At 68.7% G+C, this 22,316-nt stretch carries 26 protein-coding genes; 11 read left to right on the plus strand and 15 right to left on the minus strand.

Annotated features, from left to right (window positions below; all coding sequences use genetic code 11):
- Window positions 1–226: 226 nt before the first annotated feature.
- On the plus strand, window positions 227–1,147 hold the full coding sequence (locus tag NS4_RS07115) for an NAD-dependent epimerase/dehydratase family protein (RefSeq protein WP_063058706.1): 921 nt from the start codon (window positions 227–229) through the stop codon (window positions 1,145–1,147).
- A gap of 236 nt (window positions 1,148–1,383) precedes the next feature.
- Window positions 1,384–2,448 (plus strand): IS110 family RNA-guided transposase, encoded by a 1,065-nt coding sequence (locus NS4_RS07120; protein WP_439955764.1) that lies wholly within the window; start codon window positions 1,384–1,386, stop codon window positions 2,446–2,448.
- Between the two features lie 27 nt (window positions 2,449–2,475).
- Here the strand turns inward: NS4_RS07120 and NS4_RS33830 are convergent, their stop codons facing one another.
- The 3 genes from NS4_RS33830 to NS4_RS07130 all read right to left on the minus strand — a co-directional run bounded on the left by NS4_RS33830 (window position 2,476) and on the right by NS4_RS07130 (window position 4,808).
- A complete protein-coding gene (locus NS4_RS33830) occupies window positions 2,476–2,721 on the minus strand; it encodes an AraC family transcriptional regulator (RefSeq protein ID WP_369690201.1) in 246 nt (81 codons plus the stop codon).
- Between the two features lie 162 nt (window positions 2,722–2,883).
- Window positions 2,884–3,909: an NAD(P)H-dependent amine dehydrogenase family protein gene (locus tag NS4_RS07125; protein ID WP_063058727.1), complete on the minus strand. Its 1,026-nt coding sequence runs from the start codon at window positions 3,907–3,909 to the stop codon at window positions 2,884–2,886.
- Window positions 3,910–3,980: 71 nt separating this feature from the next.
- On the minus strand, window positions 3,981–4,808 hold the full coding sequence (locus NS4_RS07130; protein WP_218020315.1) for an SDR family oxidoreductase: 828 nt from the start codon (window positions 4,806–4,808) through the stop codon (window positions 3,981–3,983).
- Window positions 4,809–4,903: 95 nt separating this feature from the next.
- Between NS4_RS07130 and NS4_RS07135 the strand changes: the two genes are divergently transcribed.
- The 4 genes from NS4_RS07135 (at window position 4,904) to NS4_RS07150 (ending at window position 9,306) form a co-directional block, all read left to right on the plus strand.
- Complete coding sequence (locus tag NS4_RS07135; protein WP_063058708.1) at window positions 4,904–5,521, plus strand: TetR/AcrR family transcriptional regulator; 618 nt, start codon at window positions 4,904–4,906, stop codon at window positions 5,519–5,521.
- A gap of 141 nt (window positions 5,522–5,662) precedes the next feature.
- The gene (locus tag NS4_RS07140) at window positions 5,663–7,228 is read left to right on the plus strand and encodes an alpha/beta fold hydrolase (protein WP_245665147.1); all 1,566 of its coding nucleotides are present in this window, start codon (window positions 5,663–5,665) and stop codon (window positions 7,226–7,228) included.
- A gap of 115 nt (window positions 7,229–7,343) precedes the next feature.
- A complete protein-coding gene (locus NS4_RS07145) occupies window positions 7,344–8,720 on the plus strand; it encodes an NAD-dependent succinate-semialdehyde dehydrogenase (RefSeq protein ID WP_063058710.1) in 1,377 nt (458 codons plus the stop codon).
- 301 nt (window positions 8,721–9,021) lie between these two features.
- Window positions 9,022–9,306 carry a hypothetical protein gene (locus NS4_RS07150; RefSeq protein ID WP_063058711.1) on the plus strand — a complete coding sequence of 95 codons (285 nt, stop codon included), beginning with the start codon at window positions 9,022–9,024 and terminating at the stop codon, window positions 9,304–9,306.
- Between the two features lie 133 nt (window positions 9,307–9,439).
- Here the strand turns inward: NS4_RS07150 and NS4_RS32045 are convergent, their stop codons facing one another.
- The 3 genes from NS4_RS32045 to NS4_RS07165 all read right to left on the minus strand — a co-directional run bounded on the left by NS4_RS32045 (window position 9,440) and on the right by NS4_RS07165 (window position 10,706).
- The gene (locus tag NS4_RS32045; protein ID WP_063058712.1) at window positions 9,440–9,700 is read right to left on the minus strand and encodes a hypothetical protein; all 261 of its coding nucleotides are present in this window, start codon (window positions 9,698–9,700) and stop codon (window positions 9,440–9,442) included.
- 122 nt (window positions 9,701–9,822) lie between these two features.
- Window positions 9,823–10,290 (minus strand): NUDIX hydrolase, encoded by a 468-nt coding sequence (locus NS4_RS07160; protein WP_063058713.1) that lies wholly within the window; start codon window positions 10,288–10,290, stop codon window positions 9,823–9,825.
- Window positions 10,287–10,706: an ArsR/SmtB family transcription factor gene (locus NS4_RS07165; RefSeq protein ID WP_245665149.1), complete on the minus strand. Its 420-nt coding sequence runs from the start codon at window positions 10,704–10,706 to the stop codon at window positions 10,287–10,289. Before NS4_RS07165 ends, NS4_RS07160 begins: the two co-directional genes overlap by 4 nt.
- Window positions 10,707–10,790: 84 nt before the next feature.
- Here NS4_RS07165 and NS4_RS07170 point away from each other — a divergent pair, with 84 nt between their 5' ends.
- From NS4_RS07170 to NS4_RS07180, 3 genes are all read left to right on the plus strand, one after another.
- Entirely contained in the window at window positions 10,791–11,672 is an 882-nt protein-coding gene (locus NS4_RS07170; RefSeq protein ID WP_084486972.1) for an NAD(P)-dependent oxidoreductase, read from the plus strand.
- Window positions 11,673–12,080: 408 nt separating this feature from the next.
- Window positions 12,081–12,854, plus strand: a complete 774-nt coding sequence (locus tag NS4_RS07175) for a MerR family transcriptional regulator (RefSeq protein ID WP_063058715.1) — start codon at window positions 12,081–12,083, stop codon at window positions 12,852–12,854.
- Complete coding sequence (locus NS4_RS07180) at window positions 12,851–13,663, plus strand: adenylate/guanylate cyclase domain-containing protein (RefSeq protein ID WP_063058716.1); 813 nt, start codon at window positions 12,851–12,853, stop codon at window positions 13,661–13,663. Before NS4_RS07175 ends, NS4_RS07180 begins: the two co-directional genes overlap by 4 nt.
- 5 nt (window positions 13,664–13,668) lie before the next feature.
- On the opposite strand, the gene NS4_RS07185 is transcribed toward NS4_RS07180, so the two are convergent.
- From NS4_RS07185 to NS4_RS07190, 3 genes are all read right to left on the minus strand, one after another.
- Entirely contained in the window at window positions 13,669–14,121 is a 453-nt protein-coding gene (locus NS4_RS07185; RefSeq protein ID WP_063058717.1) for a CBS domain-containing protein, read from the minus strand.
- A gap of 69 nt (window positions 14,122–14,190) precedes the next feature.
- On the minus strand, window positions 14,191–14,334 hold the full coding sequence (locus NS4_RS32050; RefSeq protein ID WP_157105928.1) for a hypothetical protein: 144 nt from the start codon (window positions 14,332–14,334) through the stop codon (window positions 14,191–14,193).
- A 155-nt stretch (window positions 14,335–14,489) separates the two neighbouring features.
- Window positions 14,490–14,693 carry a hypothetical protein gene (locus NS4_RS07190; protein ID WP_157105929.1) on the minus strand — a complete coding sequence of 68 codons (204 nt, stop codon included), beginning with the start codon at window positions 14,691–14,693 and terminating at the stop codon, window positions 14,490–14,492.
- 350 nt (window positions 14,694–15,043) lie between these two features.
- On the opposite strand from NS4_RS07190, the gene NS4_RS07195 reads away from it, so the two are divergent.
- A complete protein-coding gene (locus NS4_RS07195; RefSeq protein WP_063058719.1) occupies window positions 15,044–16,564 on the plus strand; it encodes a phosphatase PAP2 family protein in 1,521 nt (506 codons plus the stop codon).
- Here NS4_RS07195 and NS4_RS07200 read toward each other — a convergent pair.
- Together NS4_RS07200 and NS4_RS07205 are read right to left on the minus strand one after the other, a co-directional pair.
- Window positions 16,512–17,042, minus strand: a complete 531-nt coding sequence (locus NS4_RS07200) for an NUDIX domain-containing protein (protein WP_245665151.1) — start codon at window positions 17,040–17,042, stop codon at window positions 16,512–16,514. The genes NS4_RS07195 and NS4_RS07200 overlap by 53 nt on opposite strands.
- A 66-nt stretch (window positions 17,043–17,108) precedes the next feature.
- Window positions 17,109–17,363: a hypothetical protein gene (locus NS4_RS07205; protein WP_063058720.1), complete on the minus strand. Its 255-nt coding sequence runs from the start codon at window positions 17,361–17,363 to the stop codon at window positions 17,109–17,111.
- A 185-nt stretch (window positions 17,364–17,548) separates the two neighbouring features.
- Here NS4_RS07205 and NS4_RS07210 point away from each other — a divergent pair, with 185 nt between their 5' ends.
- The gene (locus NS4_RS07210; RefSeq protein ID WP_063058730.1) at window positions 17,549–18,421 is read left to right on the plus strand and encodes an SAM-dependent methyltransferase; all 873 of its coding nucleotides are present in this window, start codon (window positions 17,549–17,551) and stop codon (window positions 18,419–18,421) included.
- An 18-nt stretch (window positions 18,422–18,439) separates the two neighbouring features.
- On the opposite strand, the gene NS4_RS07215 is transcribed toward NS4_RS07210, so the two are convergent.
- The 4 genes from NS4_RS07215 to NS4_RS07230 all read right to left on the minus strand — a co-directional run.
- Window positions 18,440–19,336, minus strand: coding sequence for a glycosyltransferase family 2 protein (locus NS4_RS07215; protein ID WP_063058721.1), 897 nt, complete (start codon window positions 19,334–19,336; stop codon window positions 18,440–18,442).
- A gap of 4 nt (window positions 19,337–19,340) precedes the next feature.
- Window positions 19,341–20,228, minus strand: coding sequence for a glycosyltransferase family 2 protein (locus NS4_RS07220; protein ID WP_063058722.1), 888 nt, complete (start codon window positions 20,226–20,228; stop codon window positions 19,341–19,343).
- Entirely contained in the window at window positions 20,225–21,184 is a 960-nt protein-coding gene (locus NS4_RS07225) for a polysaccharide pyruvyl transferase family protein (protein ID WP_245665153.1), read from the minus strand. Before NS4_RS07225 ends, NS4_RS07220 begins: the two co-directional genes overlap by 4 nt.
- Window positions 21,185–21,189: 5 nt before the next feature.
- Window positions 21,190–22,316, minus strand: a 1,127-nt coding sequence (locus tag NS4_RS07230; RefSeq protein WP_063058723.1) for an aldehyde dehydrogenase family protein, incomplete at its 5' end; no start/stop codon positions are given.

Genomic DNA, 22,316 nt, shown 5'->3' on the forward strand with positions numbered 1-22,316 from the left:
TTCGACGTCGTGCTCGAGAACCTGCTGCCCTGAAAGGGCGACGCCGGAATCTTCGGTGACACGCTGGCACTACACCAGCAACCAAGTACCCCCAGGTTCGACCAACGACCACATCGACTGGGTCCGCACCCCGGCCACGGTGGTCGACCGCATCGTCATTCGGTGGCACGATGCTGCTCGCAACCGAGCTGACGTCGACACCGCCCCATCACCTCGAGGAGACCGAATGCAGACCGTCCTCGGCGCCGGCGGACCGATCGCCGATGAGCTCGTGAACGAGCTCCACCGCAACCACACCGCCGACATTCGCCTCGTCAGCCGCAAGCCGTCGCAGGTCGACGACACCGATGAGCTCGTGGCCGCAGACCTCACCAATGCCGAGGCCACCAGCCGTGCTGTCGCGGGCAGCCAGATCGCCTACCTCACCGTCGGCCTGCCCCTGGACTCTGAGCTGTGGGAGCGTCAGTTCCCCGTCATCATGCGCAACGTCATCGACGCCTGCGCCCAACACGGGACGAAGCTTGTCTTCTTCGACAACACCTACATGTATCCCGGCACGTCGGCGCCCCAGACCGAGTTGACAGCATTCGCACCGGCCGGTCGCAAGGGACGTGTCCGTGGCGAGCTCGCCACCATGCTGCTCGAGGCCATGCGGGCCGGCCGGGTACAGGGCCTCATCGGCCGCGCCCCCGAGTTCTACGGGCCCGGCTCGACCAAGAGCTACACGAATTCATTGGTGTTCGAACGGATCAGGGCGGGCAAGCGGCCGTTCGTCCCGGTCAACGCCCAGGCCGAGCGCTCCCTGATCTGGACCCCCGACGCGAGCCGGGCGCTGGCCCTGCTCGGCAACACCGCGGATGCCTACGGCCAGACGTGGCACCTACCGGTCGACCCGAATCGGCAGTCCTACGCCCAGCTCATCGAGATCGCCGGCGAGGTCACCGGCCGCAAGATCGGCTATACGGTGCTGCCGATGCTCGCTTTCCGCCTCGGGCGCCGCTTCGTCGAGCCGCTCGACGAGATGTACGAGCTGCTCGACCGCTACCGCGACGACAACATCTTCGAGAGCTCGAAGTTCGCGGCCCGCTTTCCCGACTTCCAGGTCACCACCTATCGGGAGGGAGTGGAGCGGATCCTCGCGGACTGACAGAGAGGATGTAGGTGAGCGCCTCCGGCCCGGGTTTGACCCACCGACTGACTGACTCAGGGTCCTCAACCGGATTTGTCGGCCCGGGCAGGAGGCGCTCACGTGCACTCCACCAGGTGCGGCGTTGTGACTTCATAGGAGCCTGGCCAGAGGCCCCATCTCTGTCTTGTCCGCGTGCCCGGCTGGTGCGTGCCGCCCTGCCCACGGTCACGAGCAACAGGACGACGATGCCCTCCATTACACACGAACATGCCATGTCCAGCGAGGTCGCCGGCGGCGTCGATACCCACCGGGACACCCACACCGCGGCGGTGCTCGACACCGTCGGCCGGGTATTGGGGACAGCCGTCTTCACCGCCGACGCTGCGGGCTACGGCGCGCTGCTGGATTGGATGCGCGGATTCGGCCACCTGATCCGGGTCGGAGTGGAAGGTACCGGCGCCTACGGTGCGGGATTGACCCGCGTGCTACACGAGCACAACATTCCGGTGGTCGAAGTCGATCGCCCCGACCGCAAGATCCGCCGCTTCCAAGGCAAGTCCGATCCGATCGACGCCATCCAGGCCGCACGCACAGCCCTGTCCGAAAACCGCACCGGCACACCGAAACAACGTGACGGCCGCATCGAAGCACTGCGCAACCTGCGCATCGCTCGCCGGTCGGCGGTCGACCAACGCGCCGATGCCCAACGCCGTATCAAGACCCTGATCGTCACCGCATCCGAGGAGTTGCGCCGGCAGCTGCGTGGGCTGCCGGTGAGCAAGCTGATCGCCACCTGCGCGGGATTCGACCCCGACCATACCGACGCCGCCTCCCCGCTCACCGCCACCATGATCGCGTTGCGCTGCCTGGCGCGACGTCATCAGCAGCTGTCGGCCGAGATCACCGAACTCGACGAACTGCTTGCTCCGCTGGTGGCAGCCATCAGCCCTGACCTGGTCGCGGCCAACGGCGTCGGCACCGACACCGCCGGTCAGTTGCTGGTCACCGCCGGAGAGAATCACCACCGAATCCGCTCGGAGGCCGCGTTCGCGATGCTCTGCGGGGTCGCCCCGATCCCCGCGTCCTCCGGCAAGACCAACCGGCACCGACTCAACCGCGGCGGTGACCGCCACGCAAACGCTGCGCTCTACCGCGTCGTGCTCTGCCGCCTGCGCTGGGACCCCCGCACCCGCGCCTACGTCGAGCGGCGCACCAAGGAGAGCATGTCCAAAAAAGAAATCATCCGCTGCCTCAAACGCTACGCCGCCCGCGAGCTCTACCAGCTCATCACTACCGACAACCCCAAACCTGCTCCTTGACATCCATAGGAGCATCCGCCCGACTGGTCATCCTGCTGACTGCTGACTGCTGACGCGTGCCGCGATGCCGAACCGGTTCCGGTACTCCGACGGCGTGGCTCCCGTCGCGCGCTGAAAAAGCCGCCGAAAGTTCGACACGTCGAGGTAGCCGACGCTACGCGAGATCCGAGCGACCGCTCGTTGGTGAGCGCCAGGGACGCGCGGGCCTTCGCGATGCACGCCGCCTGGATGTACTCCGTCGCCGTCAGGCCCGTGGCCTACTGGCAGGTGCACGATCTCCGACCGGCCACGATGCAATGCGTGAGGCCCCGGAGGCCGTCGCCGGACTACTCACCTGAGTAGTCCGGAGGGAGGCGATGATCTCGTACAGCCGCTGTGCGGACCGCGCGGCGGACGGCCGCGTGTGTCCGGGGCCGGTCGGCGAACCCGTCCGGCTCAGCGAATCGTGCCCACCCCCGCGATCAGCGGCAGATCGAGAGGCGTGACCCAGCCGGGCGGCAGTTCGTTGACGGCCGGGACGGCGTTGAGGGCGCGCATACCGGTGGCCAGGCAGCCCGCGATCGCCGGGGTGCGGCCCGAACCGTCGGTGAAACGGAACGAGGTCTCCTGCGAAATCGACGGGCTGCCGACGATATCCACGCGGTAGACGTCGTCGCGGGTGCCCGACGGCCAGTCCGGCGCGGCATCGTGACCGATCCGGTTGACGTGTTCGAGGATGATCACCTCGCGGCCGCGGTGGATACCGTTGACGGTGAACCGGATGGCCGCGACCGTGCCCGCCCGGACGGTGCCCTTCGCCGACGGGCGGTCCACGGGGGTGACCCACTTGTCCCACGTCGTGGTGATGTTGTCCAACTGTATCCCCGCGGCGTCGGCGATCATCGGCACGGTCGGGCCCCACGCCATGATCAGCAGATCGGGATGTTCCAGCAAGGCGGTGAATTCCGGTGGTCTGCCGATGCCCATCTCGAATTCATAGTCGCCCTCGTAATCGGTGTAGTCCAGCAACTCCGAGGCCCGCACCGACCGCACCTCACCGCACAGGCCCATCAGGGTCATCGGGAACAGGTCGTTGGCGAACCCCGGATCGATACCCGTGGTGAAACAGGAGGCCCCGCCGGCCAGGCAGGCTTCGATGATCGGATCCCGCCAGGCGCGGGGGGTCTTGTCCATCGCCGGCCACACCCAGGGCGTCATGGCGGTGGAGCACACATCGATGCCGGCGCGCAGGAATGCTTCGATCACCCGGATATTCTCGTCGGCGAACTGGGCGGTGGGGCCGTAGTGCACCACCGCGTCGGGTCGCAGGGAGATCAATTCGTCGATCGAATCCGTCGCCACCGTCCCGGTTTCCGGGGCGCCGCACAGGTCGCCGGCGTCGAGTCCGACCTTCGCCGGGTTGCTCACGCCGACCCCGGCCAGCTCGAATCGCGGGTGGCGCAGGATCTCGGCCAGCACCATCGATCCGACGGTGCCGGTCCCCCACAGCACGATCCGCTTCTTGTCCTCGGTCACGGTTGCTCCTCACCCGGTCAACGATGGAATTCGCCGCAGTCCACGGTCAGCATCTGCCCGGTGACCGCGCTGGCCAGATCGCTGGCCAGGAACAGCGCCGCCCGGGCGACTTCTTCCGGCCCGGCGAGGCGCAACAGGTCCGTGGGCGCGGCCTTCTCGCGGTAGATATCGTCGTGGGTCACTCCGGCCTGAGTGGCCAGCCAGTCGAAGTACGCCTTGTTGATGTCCTCGTACACGTACGAGGGTGCGACGCTGTTGACCCTGATACCGCGCGGACCCAGTTCCGTCGCGAGCGAGGAGGCGAGATGTGCCAGTGCGCCTTTCGACAGTTTGTACCCGGAGTACTCGGGTTGCGAACTGTAGGACACGCACGAGTTGAGCATGATGATCGAGCCCCGGGTGGCCTCCAGTGCGTCCGCGAACAGCGCCGACAGACGCAGCGGCGCGAAGACGTTCGTCTCGTTGGCGGCGCGCAGCGCGGCGAGATCGATCCCGGTGATCGGGTCCATGGGTGGTATGGCGAAGGCATTGTTGATCAGGCAGTCGACCCGGCCGAATTCTGCCTGTACCCGTTCGGCCAGGCCGGCCCGCTGTTCCTCGTCGGTGATATCGGCGGGGACTGTCAGCACCGTCGTGCCGTCCGTCCGGATCTTCCCGGCCAGCCGCTCGAGCTTGCGTTCGGTTCGGCTCACCAGGACGAGGTGGGCGCCCATGGCGGCGGCCTCGACGGCGAGCGCGGTGCCGAGGCCCGGACCGACGCCGGAGATCACCACGACTCTGTCCTGTAGCAGGGGTACCGGCCGATAGGCCCGATCGGCAGTGGCGGTGGCGGGGTCGGCGGACACGCCTGCTCCTCCCAGTACACAGCGGTTACACCGTGTAACGACTTTGTTGTGACAGACTGTAACGACTCCCGCTCCCGTGAACAAGGACCGATTCTGTGACCGCACGCCATCGTCTGGGCCCGCACCGCGACCCCGCCGTGGACCGGGCGGTACTCGAAGCCGCCCGCGATCTGTTGATCGAGCGGGGTTACACCGCGACCTCCATCGACGCGATCGCCACCCGGGCGGGCGTCAGCCGGCCGGCGATCTACCGGCGCTGGCCGTCCAAGGCGCACCTGATCGCCAAGGCCGTCTTCCCGGATGTCGGCACGGCGGAGGTCGCCCCCGATCTGGTCACCGAGGTGCGCAAGGTCATCCGGGGGACGATCCAGTTGTTCGGCTCGGCCGAAGCCCGCGCGGCCATGCCCGGACTCATGTCCGATATGCGCGCGGATCCGAACCTGTACGAAAAACTCTCGGCTCGGCTGGATACGCCCACCCGGCAGGAACTATCGGACTATCTGGCAGCGGGCCGCACCGCCGCCGGACCCATGGCGGATGCGAACACCCTGCTGGACACCATCGCGGGCGCGGCCCTGTTCGCCATGTGTATCCGCGATATCGACGATCTGGACGGTTTCGCCGCGTCGCTGGAAGATCTGCTGCTCCACGGGGTCGCCGGACGGCGCGACGACGCCGCCCGGTCCGGCGATCACGGTGACGCGGCGGGCTAGAGGGCCCGCGACGTCCTGTCGGTCCGCGGCTCGCGAACCGACACACCCGGCCGCCACAGGACACCGCCCGGCGCGGAATTCGCCGGTGTGACAGGATCGTTCGGTTCGTGACGCCGTACCGAGAAGGGCCCTGGATTGGATTTGCGTTTCGGAGCCGACACAGTGCACCGGGTCCGGCGCGCCGTGCTGGCGCTAGCGGTCGGTGCCGGAGTCCTCGGTGCGCCGGCACCGGCCGTGGCCGACGACGGTATCGACCCCTATCTCGACCGCCCCGCCGAATCGGCGGACACCCCCTCGCTGCACTGGTCGGACTGCCAGGACGGGTTCCAGTGCGCGACAGCCCAGGTACCGCTCGACTACAACCGGCCGCGGGACGACCGGATCGATTTGGCGGTCGTCAAACTGCCCGCCACCGATCCGGACCACCGCATCGGCACCCTGTTCGTGCACTTCGGCGGTCCCGGGGCGTCCGGGGTCGACCGGCTGCGTGAACGAGGCCGGTGGCCGTGGCTGTTCTCCGAGGAATTGCGGGCCCGATTCGACGTGGTCTCCTGGGACAGCCGCGCGGTGTCGCGGAGCGCCCCGGTGCACTGCTTTCCGACGGAGGACGAACAGAGGGCCTTCCTCGCCGCCATGCCGACGATGCCGGCCACCCCGGCCGAGGAGCCGCCGTTCTACGACTGGTCCGCCCGGTTCGCCGAACGCTGCGCGCAGCAGGCCGGTCCGATCCTGGACCACGCGTCGACCGCCGACACCGCACGCGATCTCGAACTGTTGCGCCGCGCGGTCGGCGACCCTCTGCTCACCTATCACGGCATCTCCTACGGCACCCAGGTCGGCGCCGTGTACGCGAATATGTTCCCCGGCCGGGTGCGGGCCATGGTGTTCGACGGATCGCTGGACTTCGAGGGCAACGTCAACGGTCACGACGGGCAGGGCGCCCAGGTGCCGCTGGACACCCGGCAGAACGTGGCCGATGCCATCTCCGCCACCTTCGACGCTTTCCTGCGCCAGTGCACGGAGGCCGGTCCGCGGTGCGCGTTCTCCGCCGGCGACCCGAAACTGAAATGGATCGCACTCATCGAACGGGCCCGGCTGGCCCCCATCGAGTCGGACGGCCGCGCGTGGACGTATTCGACGATCGTCAATGCGGCCGCCGGCCTGTCGCAGCCGTCCACCTTCCCCGACCTGGCCGCACTGCTGCAGCGGTTGTTCGACGCGGGCACCGCCCTTCCGGGCCTGCTGCCGGCCAGTGCGTCGTCCATGGGCAATCGCACCGAGGCCTATCACGCGATCCAGTGCACCGACAGCACCGTGCCGACCGATCCCGGCGTCTACAGTCGCGCCGCGGTATCGGAGGACCAGCGGGTGCCGTACTTCGGACGAGTCGCCGTATTCAGCAGTATCACCTGCGCGTTCTGGCACGGTCGCGCCGCCGACCGGTACACCGGACCGTGGAACCGCCACACCGCCGCGCCGATCCTGGTGCTCAACAACAGGTTCGACCCGGCCACACCGCTGGCCGGCGCCTACGACGGCGCCGCGGAGCTGGCCCGGGCCCGGGTCGTGGTCACCGAGGGAGTGGGCCACAGCAGCATGTACGTGCCCAGCACCTGCACCGAACTGGTCAAAAGGGAGTATCTGTTCACCGGCGTCCTCCCACCCGAGGACACCCATTGCGCGGCCGACGGGTCGCCGTTCGATTAGCCTCTACCGGCTCGGATCGAACGCCGGCGGCCCTACGATGCCCAGCGCCGAATCCGATCGATATAACGAATTCGACCTGCCTGTCGCTCGGGCCGTGGATCCGTAGCATCGTGACATGAGTACTTATGTGACGACGAATCCGACCACAGGTACTACCGAACAAGAATTCCCCGGGCTGCCCGACGACCGGATTCCCGTCGTCGCCGAACGTGCGGCCGAGGGATTCGAGGAATGGCGCCGCACCCCGGTGGCCGACCGTGCCCGGGCGCTGGCGCGCACCGCGGATCTGTACGAGCAACGCGCGACCGAGCTGGCCGCGGCCATTACCAAGGAAATGGGTAAACCGGCGCACGAGGCGGCCGAGGAAGTACAACTCGCCGCCGATATCTACCGCTGGTATGCCGAGCACGGCCCCGATCTGCTGACCACCGAGCGGCTCGACCCCCAGGGGTCCGAGGAATCGGTGGTCCAGACGCTGCCGATCGGGCCGCTCGTCGGCGTGATGCCGTGGAACTACCCCTACTACCAGGTGGCTCGGTTCGCCGCGCCGAACCTGTTGCTGGGCAATTCGATCATTCTGAAGCACGCCTCGATCTGCGCGGCCTCGTCGAAACTCATGGCCGATGTGTTGCACGAGGCGTCGGTTCCCGAGAACGCGTATATCAACGTGTACGCGAGTTCCGGTCAGATCGCCGAACTGCTGGCGCACCCGGCGATCCGTGGGGTGTCGCTGACCGGTAGCGAACGGGCGGGCGCCGCGGTCGCGACCGAGGCGGCGAAGAATCTGAAGAAGTCGGTTCTCGAACTAGGCGGTTCCGATCCGTTCATTCTGCTCGATACCGAGGATATGGCGGAGACGGTCCGCATCGCCGCCCGGGCGCGCCTGTCCAATGCCGGTCAGGCGTGCAATTCGCCGAAACGCTTCATCGTCCTGGACGACCTCTACGACGATTTCGTCCAGGGGCTGGTGGCCGAGTTCGAGCGCGCGGTCGTCGGCGATCCGTCGGACCCGGAGACCGAGGTGGGGCCGTTGTCCTCGGTCACCGCGCGCGATACCGTCGCCGACCAGATCAGTACCGCCGTGCGGCAGGGGGCGACCCTGCACACCGGCGGCACGCCGTTGGACGGCGACGGGGCTTTTCTCGCACCCGCCGTGCTCACCGGTATCACCCCGGAGATGGACGCGTACTCGGAGGAGATCTTCGGCCCGGCCGCGATGGTTTACCGGGTGTCCTCGGCCGACGAAGCGGTACGTCTGGCCAACGATGTCGAATTCGGCCTGAGCGGGTCGGTGTGGAGCACAGATACCGCGCGGGCCGCCGAGGTCGCCGATCGGCTCGATGTCGGGATGGCCTATATCAACGAACACGGGACGACCCTGCCCGGTCTGCCGTTCGGCGGGGTGAACCGCTCCGGTTACGGTCGTGAGCTGGGACGCTGGGGAATGGGCGAGTTCGTCAATGCCAAGCTCCGGCGGACCGCCGCCCATTAGACATGCCGGGCCGGCCGCCGGAGGGCACTCCGATGTGGCACCGACGGCCGGTACGCGGCGTCACCGCGTCGCGCCGGACCCGGGTTCTGTGCCGCCGCTATCCGACCGCCCAGGACGCTCGGACGGCTTTCGTGCATCCCTTCGGCACAGCGGGGCAGTGGACGAGGAACGCCGCCGGGTGGGCTCACAGTTTCTGCGATGATCACCCAGCGCACGACGCGCACCTGTGGACAGAACCCGCACGGCCGGATCGTTCTCGGGAAACACCGCACTCCCCGGCCGCGCATTAGGGTCTGACCTCATGGCAGTACTCTCCCGCCCCATCGGCAGCCTGGCGATCGTACTCGGTGTGGCGGTGGTGCTCCCGATGCTCGCGACCCTGGCTTTCGCGGCCATCGGCCACCCCGAATGCGCGACCATTCCGCAAGATGTGGGCCCCTGCGGCTACTGGGCCCGCGTAGCGGAGTACGGGCCGTTCATCATGCTGTGGGGAACGGTCGTCACCACAGGCTTTGGAGCAACGGTGTGGCTGGTGGTCGTCGCCGTACTCGGTGTCTTGGCAGCGCTGCGTCCTCGCAGCGAGTAGTACATCCGGGTTCCGGCTCAGTGGATTTCGACTATTTCTGCGCTGTTACCCCTCACGGCAGCAGAGGTGCCGGCGCGTACCGCTGTTTTGCATACCGCCTTCGTGCCCGGTGCCGGTGAGATACCCCGGCACTTCACGGATTGCACGCGGCGAGCCTTCGCGTCAGCTGGTTCACTCTGTTGCCGGTCGCGGGAAACCGCGCTTCGCTACGATCCGGAATGACCATCCGGAGCCGATTCGATGAAGGAACCCGCCGATGATCACCGACCCGACGCTCATCCGGATCGACGAGGCGGTGACGCTGCATCATCACCAGGGCCGGCGTGCGGCCGCGCACGAGATGTTCACGCAGATCTGGGACGATATCGGCGGTAAGCACGGCGACCCCCTGCATGTCTGCGTCCTGGCCCACGCGATGGCCGATGCGCAGGATGATGTGTGCCAGGAACTGGCCTGGGACCGAGGCCCTGGCCGACCTCGTCGTCCCCCGATCTCCGTAGGCCGAGCCGACGATTGTCAGCGAAGTCGGTCCGCGAGTCGGGTCAGCAGTGGCCGCTGTCCGGTACTCAGCTTGTCGTGCGCGGTGGTCGGATCGAACCATTCGACGCGATCGACCTCGGGGAAAGTGCGGTACTCGCCCGACCGCGGCGGCCACTCCATCTCGAATGTCCCGGGCACCACCCGAACCGGATCGAGCTCGCCCTCCACCGCCCACACAGTGAGCTGCTTCTTGCCCCGCCCGCTGCCGTACCGCACCTCGCCCAGCGCGATCCAATCCCCGTCAGGCACCGGAACTCCCAACTCCTCGTAGAATTCGCGACCGGCGGCGGCGCGGGCATCCTCGGTCTCCGGCTCGTACTCCCCCTTGGGGATCGACCACGCTCCCGCATCCTTGCGCGCCCACAGCGGCCCGCCCATATGCCCGAGCAGCACTCGTACCTCCGGCTCACGACAGAACAACAGAACTCCGGCGCTGTACTTCATGGCCTGCAGTCTGCCGGATTCCGCCCCTGGGGCCGTTTCAGCGCCGCGAGCAGTTTCGCACGGTCCTCGGGTGAACCGGTCCACTTCTCGTCGTCCTCGACGATATCGACCAGGGCGCGGAACACCGCGTCGAGCAGTCCCGGGAACCGGGCCTGTAGATCCGCGTAGCGCAGGCGCATCACCCGGGTGCGTCCGGCGACCGTCGTCCGGGTGATGCCCGCCTCGCGGAGCACCCGGTAGTGATGCGAAAGCGTGGACTTGTGCAATTCGATGTGCCGGCCGAGTTCGCCGCAGTTCTCGCCCTCGTCGGCGGCCAGGCAGGCCACCAGTTGTAGCCGTATCGGGTCGGACAGCGCGTGCATGACGGCCGCCAGCTCGAGGTCGGCGGTATCCGGGTGTGACAGCTCGGCGGGCACGAACGCGTCTCCCTCCAACTCTTGACAGTTTGAAGATCATACAACAATTATTGTTGGCCAACCATCAAACAATTAGGAGGCGGCATGCCCCCCGAAGCACGCACACCCGTCGCGGTTCTGGGTCTGGGACCGATGGGTTCAGCGATCGCACAGACCTTCCTTGCAGCGGGACACCCGACGGTTGTGTGGAACCGCACCGGGGCGAAGGGCGATGCCCTGGTCGAACTCGGCGCCACGCGGGCGCCGTCGGCGGCCGCGGCGATCGCGGCCGCTCCCCTGGTCGTCGTCTCGCTGGCCGACGACGACGCGGTGGGCGCGGCATTGCGCGACGCTGGTCCGCGGCTACGCGGACGGGTGTTGGTGAACCTCACCTCCTCCACTCCCGAGCAGTCGAGGAGGCGCGCCGAGTGGGCAGGCCACCACGATGCCGAGTATGTGGACGGCGCAGTCATGGCGGTGCCGCAGGGCATCGGCACACCGGACGCGCTGCTGCTCTACTCGGGTTCCGAAGGCGGTTACCGCACAGCGGAACCGGCATTGAGGACGCTCGCCGAGCAAGGCACCTACCTGGGCGCCGACCACGGGCGCGCCGCCGCGTTCGATGCTTCGCTGGTGTCGGTGTTCTGGCTCTCCTTCTTCGGTGTGTCCCTGGGCATCTCACTCGCCGAGGCCGAAGGGATCAAAGGCAGCGAACTCGTCCCGTTCGCACCGGCCGTGGTCTCCCTGCTGCCCGAGATGATGGCGCGGACCGCCGCACAGGTCGAAGCCGGACACTATCCCGCCGAAGACACCTCCATTTCCTCGGCCTACACCGCGTTCACCACCCTCCGCGAGGTGATCGCGCGCCATGGAATCGATACCGGCGCGCTCGACGCGACGGGCGAAGTCTTCCGGCGCGCGCTGGCGGCGGGCCATGGGGCCGACGGTCTCGCCCGCCTGGTGCCGGTACTCGCCGGGGACCACTGAGAGTTCGCGCCGGCCGCGATGCCCAGCGATGCCGGATGCAGGCCGTCGCCAGACGATTGCGCGCGGGTTCGGGCCGGGTGACCTGGTATTCCACGACCGGATCGGCCAACCGGTACGAGCGGGCGGGCCGGCGCTGCGCGTGCGCCGGACCGGGGCCGTCGTCGCCGATCTCATTCGCCGGGCCCGTGACCTTTTTGCCGACGCGTACCCGGAGCCGACAGCGGCATCCGAGCCTCATCCATGTCAGTAAAAACTGTAATCTGTGGTGAGCCGCACCACGACGCAGCAGTGTTACCCCCGGTGGACAGCGACAGTTCCGGACGAACTATCGATTCGAGTCAGCATCTACTGAGACGGTGTGGTTGAGTTAACCGTGATTCGGTCGGCGGACCGGTGCGCAGGAGGACGATGACGACTCAGCCCACACAGGAATACCGGGTCGCGGAACTGGGCGAAGCGGCCGGTGTCGGGGTGCGGACGATCCGCTACTACCAGGAGCGGGGCCTGCTCGACGCGCCGCGGCGGCAGGGCCGCCACGCCTACTACAACCACGCCCATCTCGAGCGGTTACGGCTCATCGCCGATCTGCTCGCGCGCGGCCACAGCCTCGAGGGCATCGCCGACCTGCTCAGCAGCGCCGAGCGCGGCGGCGGCGTCTCCGAACTCCTTGGATTCGAATCGGCGGCCGCGCAGGCGTGGGGCGATGGGGAGGTCACCATCGACCTCGAGCAGATGCTGATCCGCTTCGGCGACCAGGCCACGCCGGAGGCCATTTCCGAAGCCATCGCGCTCGGCTACCTGCGGGTGGAGGAGGACCGCTTCGTCTACTCCAGCGGACGATTGCTCGAGGCCGCCACCGCGTTCGTCGCCACCGGCATCCCGCTCCGCTCGATACTGGCGTTGAGCTGGGAACTGGAGGCGGCCTTCGACCGGATGGCCTTCGCATTCGTCCGGGAGTTCCGGACCCACCTGCTCGGCCGGGTGCTGCAGGATCCCTCCCCCGAGCGGGTCGACCAACTCGCCGCCGCCCTCGCCCAGCTCCGCCCGCCGGTGCGCCTGGTCGCCGACGAACTGCTGGCACGCGCCATGGACCGCCGTATCCACGCGGATCTGCCCGAGGTCTCCCAGCAGCTGAGCGAGGCCGCCGGCGCGGACTTCTCGTCCGACGGACCCCGCCCGTGATCGAATACGTACTCGCCGCGGCCGTCGTCGCCGAGGCCGCCGGCCTGATCGTGCTGTGGCGGCTGCTGGTACGCAGCCGCCACAAAGTGGCGGCCATGCAGCGCAAGCCGGACACTCGACAGCTGCTGATGAACGGTGGGCGGGAAGCGGTGAAGACCGTATGGCAAACCGCGAGCCTCGTCCGCGCGAAAGGCTTTCGCGCGGCAGTACTCAGCTCGATCGAGGACCTCGCCGGCTGGGCACAGGTCGAACGACCCGATCTGGCGCGGCTGACCGCCGAGGGCGATGTCGTGATCGCCTTCTCCGATATCGAGGGGTCGACCGCGCTCAACGAGCGGCTGGGTGACCGGGCCTGGGTGGCGCTGCTCGGCCGTCACGATCGGCTCATCCGCAGATCGGTCGCCGCGCGTGGCGGCCATATCGTAAAGAGCCAGGGAGACGGTTTCATGATCGTCTTCGGCGACGCCGGGCAGGCGGTGCGGTGCGGCCTCGAAGTCCAGGCGGCGATCGGCGCCATCGCCGGGCGCGTGGGCGGGGTGCGCGTACGTATCGGTATCCACCTGGGCAGATCGGTGCGCCGGGGCGACGACCTCTTCGGACGGAACGTGGCCATGGCCGCCCGGGTGGCCGGCCAGGCACACGGCGGCGAGGTCCTGGTCAGCGAGGAAGTACGCGACGCCGTGGCCGCTGCCGGGGATATCACTGTCGCCGCCGAGCGCGAAGCCGAACTCAAAGGGTTTCGCGGCACGTACCGCCTGTATGCCGTCGCCCCGGCGGAGCGAAATCCGTCCGGGCCGGCGCGCCGGTGAGCCGATCAGCTCGCCGGCGGCTGCGCCGGTATCGGCAATTGCTGCTCGCAGACCTGTTCGACGAATTCACCTGTCGTCGCCGCGGGTAGGTGCCGCGCGATATCGGCCTCGGTGACGATTCCGATCAGACGGCCGTTCTCGGTCACCGGGAGCCGCCGCAACTGATACCGCTGCATCATCGACAGCGCGTCGGCCACATCGATATCGGCGGCCGCCGTATGCAATTGGTCGGCCTGGGCGAACTCCCCGGCGGTGGATGTCGCCGGGTTGTGGCCGAGAGCCACACAGTTCACCACGATGTCCCGGTCGGTAACGATACCGACCGGCCGCCCTTCGCCGTCGCAGATCGGCAGAGCGCCCACATCGCGCTGCCGCATCTGCTGGGCAGCGGTGGCCATGGTGTCCCGCACGCCGATGCTCACCACTGCCGGATGCATGATGTCACGCACTGTGGTCATACTTCCTCCTGGTTTCGAGGTCGTCGCCTGTCGTTCGATCAGCACACCCGGGCAGCGGGCGGCGCGGCGCTACCCGATCGACTCCCGGAAGGTCGCTCCCTCCTGGAACGCCTGCGCGACATCGGCGAGTTCGGCGACCGGGTATATCTGGTATCCGGCGATCATCCCGATGCCCGTTCTTGATAGCAGAAAAGCGTAATTCGCGTCCGTCACCGTGTCATCACGGCGCCTGTCACCGCGCATACCGATTCGACACCATCCGCGTACTTTCCCGGCCGCACCGGCCCCCGCGGGTCGCTGCATACGACCGCGCGGCTCCCGACCACGTCGTCGTCTACGCCGCTGTCGGCATCGCCCGAGCGGGCGCATCATGCGGCAGACAGCGAAGCCAGGTAGCAGGGCAGCGTCGGCGGATACTGCATGGTGCACACGAGGCCGGTCTCCGCGGCCGTGTGCTCCTGCTGTGTCACCTCCGGACGCTCGAGCGGTAAGGCCGGAGACCCGGTAGCGGTGGCGACGGGAGCCGCCAGGAGAAAAGCGGCGAGAATTCCGCCGCGAACAGCATTGCGCACGATGCTTCCTTTCCGAGTAGCGTCCCGGCCCACACCGGATCCAGTGTGCCGGAAGCAGAGCACCGGCGTGCCCATCCGATCGACTCGTGGCCGCCGGTCGATGACGAGGAACCCACCGCATCATCGGCTCGGGGGAGTGACACTGTCTTTCCCGACAGGACGGGGATGTGCGGCCGGAGTCGCATACACCTGCCGCCCCGCGGCGGACGAGTGCGGCGATGAACCGATTGCGGTACCGATTTCGGGGAATTCGTGGACGACCGATCACATCCGAACCGAACCGATCCCGGTGGTCCGCCGCACGATTGCGCCGCGCGACCGGGGCGCACCCGAGAGCAGGAGGTGTTGCGTTGTCTGTCGACCGGCGCGACGAAGATGCCGCGACGGGCGTCGAGCGGCACGGCGGCCCGGCGCGAACCCGCACGGCCACAGAACGATTCGCCGTCCGCAGCGCCGCGGCGTTACTCGCCACGGTGGGCGCCGGTCTCGGGTTCGGAGTGCTCACCGCGCTGATCCGGGTGCGGTGGCAACCGTTGCAGGCCGCGGATCAAGCGGTCGCCGACCGGGTGACCGCCGTGGTCGCCGAACACCCGATCGCGCGCGATGTGCTCACCGCAGTCACCGATTTCGGTGCGACGCTCACGATGACCGGGGTGCTCGCCGTGGCCGTACTCTGGCTGCTCCTGCGCCGCCTCCCACGACTGGCCGTACTCGTGGTGCTCACCGGCGCGGGCGGGCTGATCCTCAACCCCGTCGTCAAAGAGCTCGTCGCGCGGTTACGGCCGGTGGTGGAAACTCCGGTCTATCGCACGGACGGATGGAGCTTCCCCAGTGGGCACGCGATGGGTTCCCTGGTGTGTTACGGCATTCTCCTGCTGGTGTTCACACCCGTTCTACACACGAGAGCCCGGCGCGTGGTCACCGGGTGCGCGGTTCTACTCGTGGTGGCTGTCGGGCTCAGCCGGGTGGCGCTGGGTGTGCACTACCTCACCGATGTCGTGGCAGGCTGGCTGCTCGGGTCGCTGTGGCTCGCCGCGATCACCGTCGCGTTCCACCGCTGGCGTGGTGAGGCCGGTCTCGGCGACACCGGGCCGCTACCCGGCGATGTAGAGCCGGACGATCGAGACGACCTGCGGCCTGTCCCGCGACAGCACCTCCCCACGATGCCTCACCCCTGGCGCGGGCTGGGCGAACTCACGGTCGCGTGGGTCCTGCTCGTCGGGCTGCTCATCGGGCTGGGCAAGCTGGTGAGCATCGCCGGAACCGGCAACCCGGTCGCCCGATGGGATCACCGTGTCCTGGCCGCACTGGCCGCGCACCGCGGTCCCGTTCTCACCACTGCGCTCGACGTGTTCGGCGAGCTCGGCAACACCACCGCGGTCATCACCGCCGCCCTGATCATCGCCGTACTCGCGGTGGCCGTTCTGCGCAGCCGGCGACCGGTACTGTTTCTCGGCGTGGCGCTGCTGGGCGAGATCACGTTGTTCCTCACCGCCTCCGCGATCGTCGACCGCCCACGCCCCGAAATCACCCCGCTCGACCCCCCACTGCCGCCGACCGCGAGCTTTCCCTCCGGACATCTCGCCGCTTCCCTCACTCTTTACGCAGGCAGCGCCGCACTGCTGTGGTATTCCACGCGCCGGCGGCCGTATCGGCTTCTCGCCGCCGCGATGATCCTGATCCCCGCCCTCGTCGCGGCGCAGCGCGTGTATTCCGGGGCGCACCACCCCACCGACCTTCTCGGCTCGGTTCTGCTGGCATCGATATGGACTACGGTCGCCTGGTGGGTCGTCCGGCCGGTGCCGATCCGGCAGGCGTCTACACGCGGAGTTTCAGCAGCAGGTAGGCAGCCATGGACGGGCCGTCGGTGAGCATCCCGGCGCGCAGCATCGCCTCCACCTCCGACTCGGGGAACCAGCTCTGGCGCATATCCTGTTCGGTGGGCTCGCGGTTGGGTTCGCCGGGTGTCAGCTCGGTGGCGAGGAACACGTGACAGCTCTCCCCGGTCATCCCGTTCGCGCAGTGCAATCGGCCGAGTTGTTCCAGCCGGCCCGCCGTGAATCCGGTTTCCTCGGCGAGTTCGGCCGCGGCCAGTTCCGCCGGACTGCCGGTCACGCCCTCCGGGAAGGCTCCGGACGGGAACTCCCACGACCGGGCCCGTACGGGGTAGCGGTACTGCTCCACGAGGTGGAACCCGCCGTTCTCCCAGGGGATGACGAGTGCGAAGTCGGGTTTGTCGACCACCGAGTAGAGCCCGGGCGAGCCGTCCGCGTGCTCGATTCGATCCTCGCGCAGCGACAGCCACGGATTCCGGTAGACGACTCTGGACGACAGCGTTTTGATGGACACCTCTCCAGTGTCACGCTTTCCGGCACCACCGAGCCACGACTACGCGTTCGGCCCGGCGAGCGGGCGTCACACCGCCGGTACGTCGCCCCAGCAGGTCGGCTTCGAACCGGTCAGCGCGCCGAGAGCGTCGAGTGCGGCTTCCAGGAGATAGCCCGAACCGGACGACGATCCCGAATCGATCAGGGGCACAACAGCTGCGGCCGGGGCGGTCTGCACGGGAACCGCGGAGGCGGCCGGAGCGCCGGTCACGGCCAGTGCCGTCCCGACGAGGACGGTCGCCGGCGCGCCGCGGAACCAGGGCGGGATTGTTTTCGTTGGCATGGTGTCCGACTATGCGCGGCCGAGTTCGCGGGCTACAAGACCCTCGATATGGGGCCGCGCGTAGACGTCGGCGCCGTTGTAATCATCGGCCGCCGTTGGCAACACAACCATAAATAGTGTTGCCGTGTTACATTCGAATGAGCCCCTCAGAGGGCGACCGTTCGGTACGTAATGGAGGCGCGATGATGACCGAGACCGCCCTCTCGCTCGGTGCCGGGCCGGTCGGCGCGGACACCGACCGGCCCAGCATCCCCCGCGTCTACGACTACAGCCTGGGCGGCAAGGACAATTACGAGGTGGACCGCTCGGCCTTCGAGCGGATCCGGCGAATAGCGCCCCGGCAAGGCGAGGTCCATATCATGAACCGGCGCTGGCTGACCCGCGCCGTACGATCGCTGGCCGAGGGTGCCGGGGTGCGGCAATTCCTGGATCTCGGCGCCGGACTGCCCACCCGCGATCCCCTCCATATCGTGGCGCAGGAATGCGGGCGCGGCGACGCGGAGTTCGTGTATGTCGACAACGACCCGCTCTGCGTCGCCCACGGCCGGGTGATGCTGGAACGCAACGCCAATACCCATTACCTTCCCGGCGATCTCACCGATCCCGCAGCGACAATGGACAAGGTCGGCCGTTACCTGAACCTGCGGCAGCCGGTCGCGGTCCTGCTGGGCGCGGTTCTGCACCACCTCGGCGACGACCACGATCCGGCGGGCATCGTGGCCCGCTACATCGATCTGCTCCCCGCCGGTTCGTACGTGGCGATCACTCACTACTGCGATCCCGGCCCCGGCCACCCGGAACTCCACGAACTCGCCCGCGCACTCGAACGGGCCCAGATGGAAGAGGAATTCGGATCCGGACGGTACCGCAGCCCGGAGCACATCCGCGCGCTCTTCGGCTCGCTGGATCTGGTGGAGCCCGGATTGACGCCCTTGGACGAATGGTGGCCGCAAGGGCCGCCGGTCCGTGCCGCGGCACCCGAGGAGCAGCTGATCCTGGGCGGTCTCGGGCACAAACCTGGACACCACCTCGCACCCCTTCGGCTCCTCTGCCGCTGAGTCCCCGGCGCCCGGCCGTCAGCCCACGTAGCGACGTGCCGGAGAGCGGCGTTGCGACTCCTCCAGCCGGACGAGGCCCTCTTCCACACGCGGCGGTACGACCTTGCGCTCCCGCAGTACCCAGGGCAGGCCGCGCAAGGTCTCCAGGACAGCCGCAGCGGTCGCCCGGTCGGCCGGAGCGGAACCCAGCACCACCGCGGTCCGGCGGGCCGCGCTGCGTACCGGGCGGCGCAACCACAGCGTCCACAGAGTGTTCCGGATCCCGAGGCCCCGACGACGCGTCGAATCCCTTATCCCGGAAGGAGCGTGGTGGATCACCATGTCCGGGATCCAGCACATCCACCAGCCGTGTGCCGCGAGATCCAATGCCAGCAGTTCCTCCTCGCCACCGAACCACAACCGCGGCGAGAAACCACCGACCTCGGTGAACGCGCTGACCCGGAAAGCGGACAGTCCGGCCATGATCCCGAGCAGCGCCGGCCCCGGTAACCACTGTGGGCCGGAGACCGGGGAATCCCGTAGTTCAGGAGTGATCGGGTCCTCGCGCAGGTCGGGTGCGACGAGGCAGCGACCGGTCACCGAGCCCAGACCCGGGAATTCGTCGAGCAGGTCCGCGGCGCGGGTCAATGCGCCCGGCTGCCATTGCGTATCGTCGTCACAGAACGCCACATAGGGTGTACGCGCCCGCTGGACCGCGATATTGCGGGCCACCGCGCCGAGATTCTCCGAGGCGCGGATCAGTTCGACCGAGGGGAAGCGGGCGGCCACCGCGTCGGCGGTGCCGTCGGAGGACGCGTTGTCGACCAGGACGATCGGCGCCGCGTCGGGCAGTGCGGTCATATGCGCCAGCGTTTCCAGCAACTGGGCACACCGGTCGCGGGTGATGATGACGACCGTCATCCGATCGGTGGCCATCGGCTCACTTCCTTCCGTCGGCGAGTTCGAGGATCCTGGCCCGGCTCTCGATGTCCGGCGGTAGCCGGCGCCGCTGCGCCAGCGCCCACGGCAGACGACGGACCACGCCCGCCACCGCCAGCAGCGCTCCGGGTTCACGGACGGCCCGGCCCAGCAGCCGGGCGGTTTCGGCGACGCACTGCCGGATCGGACGCCGCATCCAGGTGATCAGCGCGTTGTTGCGCTGTTCGGCCCGGCGCCGCCACCCCGGCGGGGGACGGTGTGTAGAGGGATGATGGTGGGCACGCACCGTGGGCACATAGCAGAGATGCCAGCCGCGGGCCGCCAGGTCCATTGCCAGCAAGCGCTCTTCGGCGCCGAAATGCAGCAGCGTACTGAACCCGGCGGCCTCCCGGTACGCTTCCCGGCGCACGATGGCGGCGCAGGCCAGGAAGCCGAGCACCGAGGGACCGGGCAGTTCGGCGGTATGTCCCAGCGGGCTGGCCGCCATCTGCTCGTTGACCGGGTCGTCGCGGTGGTCGCCGCCCACCAGCGTGCGCCCCGCGACGAGACCGAGTCGCGGGCAGCTGTCGAGCACCCGTTCGGCCTCGGTGAGCGCGTCACCGGCCCACCACGAATCGTCGTCGCTGAACGCGACGTACGGGGTGCGGGCGACGGCGACGCCGAGGTTGCGCGCCGCCGCTCCGAGATTGCGGTGCAACCGGATGACCTTCACCCCCGGAAAGCTCCGGGCTCGTCCGGTGGTGTCGTCGTCGGAGGCATTGTCCAGCACCACGATCGGCGGTCGCGGCCGCAGCGCGCACAATTCGGTCAGGGTACGTGCCAGCTCCCCGGCACGATTGCGAGTCGCGATCACGACCGTGGTCTTCGGGCCGCCGCCCGGCGCGTTCATGCCTGTGCTTCCCTGCGCAGCTCGCCGAGCAGCTCGCCGGTCAGCGCGTCGGCCGCGGGCAGATTCTGCCGTCGCGCCCGTTCCCGCCCGGACGGCGACAGACACCACGTCCACCAGCGGTCCAGCGTGTCCGGATCCGCGACCCGCTCCGCGGCCACGACCGCGGGCCAGCCCAGCGCCGTCGCCTGGGCGGTGACCTTCCCGCCACCGGCGACGGGATCCACCGCCAGCACCGGTGTCCCGGCGCGCAGCCCGAACACCAGGCCGTGCAGCCGGGTCGTGACAACGGCATCGAGGCGGGAGAAGACCGAGGCGAGCTGGTCCGGGGTGGCGCAGTGGTGCCAGTCGTCGGTGGCGAGCCTGGTATCCAGTGGCACCCGGGCACAATCGAGGCCCGCCAGCCAGCGCCCGAGGGCCTCGTGCACCGGGCGATGTCGGCGCGCGGCACCGTATTCGGTCTGTCCGGGCGCCAGCACCACACCCGCCACCGCGACACAGGCGGTGGTCGCCGCTACGGAGAGATCGGGCCGGCTGGTGGTGCGATCGTCGCGGGCCAGCACCCGGTGGAAACCGGTGACCGCCGCGTCGGCCGGGTCCACCACGGTGACCCCGACCGCGATACGCCGGCAGGTCGCGTACCGTTCGTGTAACGCGCGGACCTGTTCGCCGTGGATGGGCCCGCAGACGAAGACCAGATGCGAGTAGCGGCCGGCGTCGGCATCCTCGAGATGCAACGCCTCGGCCCGGAACCGCGGGCTCCACGCCGTATCGTGCGGTATCCCGGCGGCGGTGAGGCTTTCGCTCACATGGCGCATACTCAGCACATCCCCGGCCGTCGCCTCCCCGTGCACGAAGCTGGACCAACCGGTCACCAGTACCCGCGTGGCCGACGCGCGCTCCGTTCGGCCGGGCCGGGCGGGGGGCGCGGCGGGTACGTCCGGCGCGGCGGCGGACACCGGGTTCACCGGGGCGCGCAGTTCACGTGGACGACCTTGGTCTGCGCCATCTCGTCCAGCAGTTCGGGTCCGTACCCGTAGCCGGTTCCGCTGGCGCGGCGGGGGTGTGCCGCGCCGCCCGGCGCCCCACCGAATACCGCGTTGATCTTCACCGTGCCCACCGGCAGTTCCCGCCAGGCACGCTGGGCATGCGACAGCGACGGCGTCAGCACGGTCGCGGCCAGCCCGTACTCGTCCCCGGCCGCTTCCGCGAGTCCTCGGTCGAAGGATTCGACCTGCCGCACCGGCGCGACCGGGCCGAAGGTCTCCTCACGCATGATGCGCATATCCGGAGTGCAACCGGCCAGCACCGTGGCCGGATAATGCGCCCCGGCGCCGTCGGGCACGGCCCCGCCGGTCAGGCATTCGGCTCCGGCGGCCACCGCCGCGTCCACCTGCGCGTGCACCAGATCGCGATGGCGGCGGTCGACCAGCGGCGCCAGAGTCCGGGCCTCGGCCGCCGCGACCAGCGCCGTCAGGAACGGCTGCGCGATCGCCTCGTGGACGAAGATCCGCTCGACCGACACACAGATCTGGCCGGAGTTCGCGAACGCGCCGAGCGCGGCCTGCTCGGCGGCCCATCCAGGGTCCACACCGGCATCGATCACCAGTGCGTCGTTACCGCCGTTCTCCAGCAGAGCCTTCGCGCCGGTCGCCGCCGTACTCCGCGCGATCGACCGTCCGGTCGCGGTGGCGCCGACATGCGCGACGACATCGATATCGGTGCGGGCGGCCAGCGCGGCACCGACGGCGCCGTCGCCCTGCACTGTCTGCAGCACGCCCTCGGGCAGCGCGCGGGCGAGTAGTTCACCCAGCAGCGCACCGGTGTGCGGCGCCCGCTCGCTCGGCTTGTACACCACCGTGTTGCCGGTGACCAGGGCGGCACCGATCAGTCCGCACGACACCGCGACCGGATCGTTCCACGGGGTCAGCGCGAGGACGACGCCGCGCGGCTCCCACACCATGAAATCGGTCGCACCGATATCGCCTTGCAGGCTCTTGCCCCGGTGCACCGGGCCCAATTCGGCATACTGCTCCAGTGTCGCGGCGCCGGCCGCGATGCCCTCGGCGCCCTCGGCGCGCGGGCGCCCGG

This window comes from Nocardia sienata NBRC 100364 (assembly GCF_001613205.1).
Lineage (GTDB): Bacteria > Actinomycetota > Actinomycetes > Mycobacteriales > Mycobacteriaceae > Nocardia > Nocardia sienata.

Excerpts from the sequence above, each read along its gene's own strand:
- NS4_RS07215 (WP_063058721.1), bottom strand. The coding sequence starts at position 19,336 with ATGGCCACCGATCGGATGACGGTCGTCATCATCACCCGCGACCGGTGT.
- NS4_RS07220 (WP_063058722.1), bottom strand. The coding sequence starts at position 20,228 with ATGAACGCGCCGGGCGGCGGCCCGAAGACCACGGTCGTGATCGCGACT.
- NS4_RS07170 (WP_084486972.1), top strand. The coding sequence starts at position 10,791 with ATGCCCCCCGAAGCACGCACACCCGTCGCGGTTCTGGGTCTGGGACCG.
- NS4_RS07160 (WP_063058713.1), bottom strand. The coding sequence starts at position 10,290 with ATGAAGTACAGCGCCGGAGTTCTGTTGTTCTGTCGTGAGCCGGAGGTA.
- NS4_RS07150 (WP_063058711.1), top strand. The coding sequence starts at position 9,022 with ATGGCAGTACTCTCCCGCCCCATCGGCAGCCTGGCGATCGTACTCGGT.
- NS4_RS07125 (WP_063058727.1), bottom strand. The coding sequence starts at position 3,909 with ATGGTGCTGGCCGAGATCCTGCGCCACCCGCGATTCGAGCTGGCCGGG.
- NS4_RS07205 (WP_063058720.1), bottom strand. The coding sequence starts at position 17,363 with ATGCCAACGAAAACAATCCCGCCCTGGTTCCGCGGCGCGCCGGCGACC.
- NS4_RS07115 (WP_063058706.1), top strand. The coding sequence starts at position 227 with ATGCAGACCGTCCTCGGCGCCGGCGGACCGATCGCCGATGAGCTCGTG.
- NS4_RS32045 (WP_063058712.1), bottom strand. The coding sequence starts at position 9,700 with ATGCAGGGGGTCGCCGTGCTTACCGCCGATATCGTCCCAGATCTGCGT.
- NS4_RS07175 (WP_063058715.1), top strand. The coding sequence starts at position 12,081 with ATGACGACTCAGCCCACACAGGAATACCGGGTCGCGGAACTGGGCGAA.
- NS4_RS07185 (WP_063058717.1), bottom strand. The coding sequence starts at position 14,121 with ATGACCACAGTGCGTGACATCATGCATCCGGCAGTGGTGAGCATCGGC.
- NS4_RS07210 (WP_063058730.1), top strand. The coding sequence starts at position 17,549 with ATGACCGAGACCGCCCTCTCGCTCGGTGCCGGGCCGGTCGGCGCGGAC.
- NS4_RS07145 (WP_063058710.1), top strand. The coding sequence starts at position 7,344 with ATGAGTACTTATGTGACGACGAATCCGACCACAGGTACTACCGAACAA.